The 5,080-nt window shown below is 70.5% G+C and carries 3 protein-coding genes; all 3 read left to right on the forward strand.

Annotation, left to right across the window (positions count from 1 at the left end; genetic code table 11):
- The first annotated feature begins 57 nt into the window (after positions 1 to 57).
- Positions 58 to 1,632 carry an SCO6880 family protein gene (locus tag J0670_RS29705; protein ID WP_307806756.1) on the forward strand — a complete coding sequence of 525 codons (1,575 nt, stop codon included), beginning with the start codon at positions 58 to 60 and terminating at the stop codon, positions 1,630 to 1,632.
- Between the two features lie 79 nt (positions 1,633 to 1,711).
- Complete coding sequence (locus J0670_RS29710; protein ID WP_207814791.1) at positions 1,712 to 3,061, forward strand: ATP-binding protein; 1,350 nt, start codon at positions 1,712 to 1,714, stop codon at positions 3,059 to 3,061.
- 245 nt (positions 3,062 to 3,306) lie between these two features.
- On the forward strand, positions 3,307 to 5,080 hold a 1,774-nt coding region (locus tag J0670_RS29715; RefSeq protein ID WP_207814792.1), incomplete at its 3' end, for a bifunctional UDP-sugar hydrolase/5'-nucleotidase.

Genomic DNA, 5,080 nt, shown 5'->3' on the forward strand with positions numbered 1-5,080 from the left:
CGCAGGCCCCGGTTCCGATCCGCGACAGCAATCCAGCGAAGGGAGGGTGACGGGTAAGTGAGCAGTGAACCGCTCGGCCAGTACGGTGCCCAGTACGCCCAGCCGTACGTGCACCAGCGCCGCACCTACCTGATCGGCAAGGCCCGCCCGAACGCGCCGATCGGCCGGAACCGGGAGTCCGGCGAGATCCTGTTGATCATCTTCGGGGCGTTCCTCGGGATGCTCTGGGGTCTGATGATGCCGATCCTGCCGCTGCGGATCGCCGGTCTGGTCGGCCTGCCCGCGCTGGCCATCGCGGCGGTCTACGTGCCGTACCGCAAGCGGACGTTCTACAAGTGGCTGGAGATCAACCGCACCTACCGCCGGACGGTGCGCAGCGGGCGCGCGGTGTGGCGCTCGGACGCGATGGACGCGGGCACCCGGATGGACGGCCGGGAGGTGGAGATCGGCCCGCCGCCCGGGGTGGGGCGGCTGCGCTGGCTGACGGCGCCGTTCGGGCCGGACGAGGTCGGGGTGCTGATGCACCTGGAGCGGCGGACGGTGACGGCCGCGATCGAGATCGAGGGCCCGGGCGTCGGGCTGCGCGACTCGGAGGACCAGGAGGCGCTGGTCGACCGGTTCGGCACGCTGCTGAAGCACGTTGCCAACGGGGACGGCTTCGTGACCCGGCTGCAGATCCTGGCCCGCACCCTGCCGGCCGATCCGGACGCGCACGCCAAGGACGTGGAACGGCGCGGCGACCACGACGCGCCGCGCTGGCTGCAGGAGTCGTACGACCAGTTGCAGTCGATGGTCTCGACCTCCTCGGAGCAGCACCGGGCCTACCTGGTGGCCTGCATGCACTACACCCGTGACCTGGCCGCCGAGGCGCACGCGATGGGCCGTACGGCGACCGGCGGGCGGGCTCGGGACGACGACGGGCTGGCGGCCGTGATGGCCCGCGAGCTGACCGACATCTGCGCCCGGCTGGCGGAGGCGGACATCCGGGTGCGCCAGCCGCTGGGCCAGGCCCGGCTGTCGTCGCTGCTGCACTCGATGTACGACCCGGACCACCCGATCGACCACATCCAGGCGATGTCGCGGCGCAACGCCTGGCCGGCCGAGCTGGACGCGACCCACCCGCAGTACCTGGAGGCGAAGACCCGCGAGTCGGCGACCCGGGAGCCGTGGTGCCACGCCACCGCGTGGATCAAGGAGTGGCCGCTCACCCCGGTGGGCGTCAACTTCCTGGCGCCGCTGCTGGTGCACACCCCGGACGTGATCCGGACGGTCGCGGTGACGATGGACCTGGAGCCCACCGACGTCGCGATCGAGCGGATGCTGACCGAGAAGACCAACGACGAGGCGGAGGCCAGTCGGGCGGCCAAGATGAACCGCACGGTCGACCCGCGCGACCTGGCGCACACCGGCCGGGTGGACCAGCGCGGTGACGACCTGGCGTCGGGCGCGGCCGGGGTGAACCTGGTCGGCTACATCACGGTCTCCTCGCGCAACCCCGAGGCGCTGGCCCGCGACAAGCGGACCATCCGGGCCTCGGCCGGCAAGAGCTACCTCAAGCTGGAGTGGTGCGACCGCGAGCACCACCGGGCCTTCGTGAACACCCTGCCGTTCGCCACCGGCATCCGCCGCTGACCGCAGCGCCCGTCCACCCACCGCGCCTTCCCATCCACGGCGCACGTCCACCCCTACCGCTGGCACCAGGAGGCCGCCCATGGCGCTCGGCAACCTCACCGACGCGTTCACCAGCCTGATGTTCGGCAAGGTGGAGACCACCCGGCTGCCGGTGCGCACCTCGACCGGCCAGGCGCAGGCGGTCTACCTGCCCACCGCCGCACCGGGGTTGGGCGACTCGGGGGTGATCATCGGGCGCGAGGTGTACAGCGGCAAGGGGTATGTGTACGACCCCTTCCAGCTGTACGGGCAGCAGCTGCCGGCCCCGCACTGGCTGGTGCTGGGTGAGTCCGGCAACGGCAAGTCGGCGCTGGAGAAGACGTACGTGCTGCGGCAGTTGAGGTTCCGCGACCGGCAGGTCGTGGTGCTGGACGCGCAGGGCGAGGACGGTGTCGGCGAGTGGAACCTGATCGCCGACGCGCTGGGCATAAAGTCGATCCGGCTGGACCCGATGGCGGCCCGGGACGGCGGGGTGAAGCTCAACCCGCTGGATCCGGCGATCACCCAGACCGGCCAGCTGTCGCTGCTGCGCACCATCGTCGAGGTGGCGATGGGACGCGGCCTGGAGGAGCGGGCCGGTTTCGCGCTGAAGGCCGCGCACGCCCATGTGGTGGCCTCGGTGAAGGACCGACAGCCGGTGCTGGACGACATCATCGACACCCTGCGCAACCCCGACCTGTCCTCGGTGGAGTCGCTGGGCGTCGCGGTGGGCGAGGTGCAGTCCTGGGGCCTGGACGTGGCACTGGTGCTGGACCGGCTGGTCGACGGCGACCTGCGCGGGATGTTCGACGGGTCGACCACCGAGGGCATCGACCTGGACGCACCGCTGATCGTCTTCGACCTCTCGCACATCGACCGCAACTCGATCGCGATGCCGATCCTGATGGCGATCGTCGGGGTGTGGCTGGAGCACACCTGGATCCGGCCGGACCGGAAGAAGCGCATCTTCCTGGTCGAGGAGGCCTGGCACATCATCAACAGCCCGTTCGTGGCGCAGCTGTTCCAGCGGCTGCTGAAGTTCGGCCGCCGACTGGGCCTGTCCTTCGTCGCGGTGGTGCACCACCTGTCGGACGTGGTGGACGGCGCGGCGGCCAAGGAGGCGTCGGCGATCCTGAAGATGGCCTCGACCCGGACGATCTACATGCAGAAGGCCGAGGAGGCGCGGGCCACCGGCCGGGTGCTGGGCCTGCCGCGTTGGGCGGTGGAGATCATTCCCACCCTGTCGCCGGGCATCGCGGTCTGGGACGTCAACGGCAACGTCCAGGTGGTCAAGCACATCATCACCGAGACCGAGCGGCCACTGGTGTACACCGACCGCGCGATGACCGAGGACGCGGTGGCCGAACGGACGCGGGCCGAGCGGCAGTTGGCGGCCGAGCCGGGGGTCTGAGCCGAGAGTACGGGCAGGGGCCCGAGCCGGGAGTACGGGCAGGGGCCCGAGCCGGGGCCGCGCGGTGGTTCGCAGGTGGTGAGCCACCGACGGATGGCGATGGTTCGTCAGCAGGTAATCCTCTCGTTACGTTCGACCTCCTGACAGCTACGCGCGTTGACTCTAGGCTGCACAGGCGCAACATCTTGCCCACACGCCGGTGCTCCCGTTGCCGGTGCTCCCTCCGAGGTGCAGGGGACCCCCTCATGCTCACCGTCAGATCCCGACGGACGGCGCTCGCCGTCGTCGCCGCCGCCGGTCTGTTCGGCACGGTGGCCGTGCCGACGGCCGCCCAGGCCGCCGACGCCAACGCCAAGCGCCACAAGACCGTCAACCTCCAGCTGCTGGCGATCAACGACTTCCACGGCAACCTGGAGCCCCCGGCCGGGTCCTCCGGCACGATCAAGGAGATCGACCCGGCCACCGGCAAGGAGGTCTCCACTCCGGCCGGCGGCATCGAGTACCTGGCCACCGAGCTGCGCAAGGCCCGGATCCCGGCCGACGACTCGATCACCGTCGCGGCGGGCGACATCGTCGGGGCCAGCCCGCTGACCTCCGCCCTGTTCCACGACGAGCCGACCATCGAGGCGATGGACAAGCTCGGACTGGACGTCACCTCGGTCGGCAACCACGAGTTCGACCAGGGCGCGGCGGAGCTGCTGCGCAAGCAGGACGGCGGCTGCCACCCGACCGACGGCTGCTACGAGCCCGGCCGCACCTTCAAGGGCGCCAACTTCAACTACCTGTCGGCCAACGTCACCGACGAGAAGACCGGCAAGCCGCTGCTGGCCCCGTACTGGGTGACCAAGTCGCAGGGCGTGAAGGTCGGCTTCATCGGCGTCACCCTGGAGGGCACGCCGAACATCGTGACCGCGCAGGGTGTCCAGGGGCTGAAGTTCGCCAACGAGGTCACCACGATCAACAAGTACGCCGCGGAGCTGAAGGCCAAGGGCGTCAACTCGATCGTCGCGCTGATCCACGAGGGCGGCTACCCGGCCAGCGGCGTCTACAACTACGACTGCGGCGCGGCCGGCCAGGGCATCTCCGGCCCGATCGTCGACATCGCGAAGAGGATCGACCCGGCGGTCGGCGCCATCGTCACCGGCCACACCCACAACGCGTACGCCTGCAGCATCCCCGACCCCAACGGCGTGCCGCGTTCGGTGACCAGTGCCGCCTCCTTCGGCCGGCTGTTCACCGAGATCGACATGAAGCTGGACAAGACCACCGGCGAGATCGTGCGCCCCTCGGTGAAGGCCGAGAACCACGTGGTGCGCCGTACGGTCGAGAAGGCTCCGGACATGACGGCGCTGATCGACCACTACTCCAAGCTGGCCGCCCCGAAGGCCAACCGTCCGGTCGGCTACATCGCTTCGGACATCAACGGCCGGGGCAGCAGCGACCTGGAGAAGCCGCTGGGCGACGTGATCGCCGACGCGCAGCTGGAGGGGCTGGCCCCGGCCGACAAGGGCGGGGCGCAGGTCGCCTTCATGAACCCCGGCGGCATCCGCTCCGACCTGGTCTACAAGGCCTCGGGCGGCGAGGGCGACGGCGTGGTGACCTACGGCGAGGCGTTCACCGTCCAGCCGTTCACCAACATGATGCAGGTCAAGACGCTGACCGGGGCCCAGCTGGTCCAGCTGCTCCAGCAGCAGGTGAGCGGCCCCAACGAGGCCGCGCCGAAGATCCTCCAGGTGTCCTCGAACCTGCACTACACCCTGGACATGCGCAAGACCGGCGCGGCCCGGCTGCTCGTCGACTCGGTCCGGCTGAACGGCGCCCCGGTCGACCCGGCCGCCAAGTACCGGGTCGCGGCCAACGAGTTCCTGGCCGGCGGCGGCGACGGCTTCCCGGCCTTCGCGGCGGGCACCGACAAGCTCGTCGGCGTCTCCGACCTGGACGTCTTCACGGCCTACCTGGCGGCCCACAGCTCGGCGGCCTCGCCGCTGAAGGCGCCGGCGCAGGACCGGATCAAGATCC

The organism is Streptomyces sp. FH025, assembly GCF_017427025.1.
In the GTDB taxonomy this organism is placed as follows: Bacteria; Actinomycetota; Actinomycetes; order Streptomycetales; family Streptomycetaceae; genus Kitasatospora.

What these genes read in the sequence shown, in the direction of transcription:
- J0670_RS29710 (WP_207814791.1), top strand. Translation starts at nt 1,712, where the DNA reads ATGGCGCTCGGCAACCTCACCGACGCGTTCACCAGCCTGATGTTCGGC.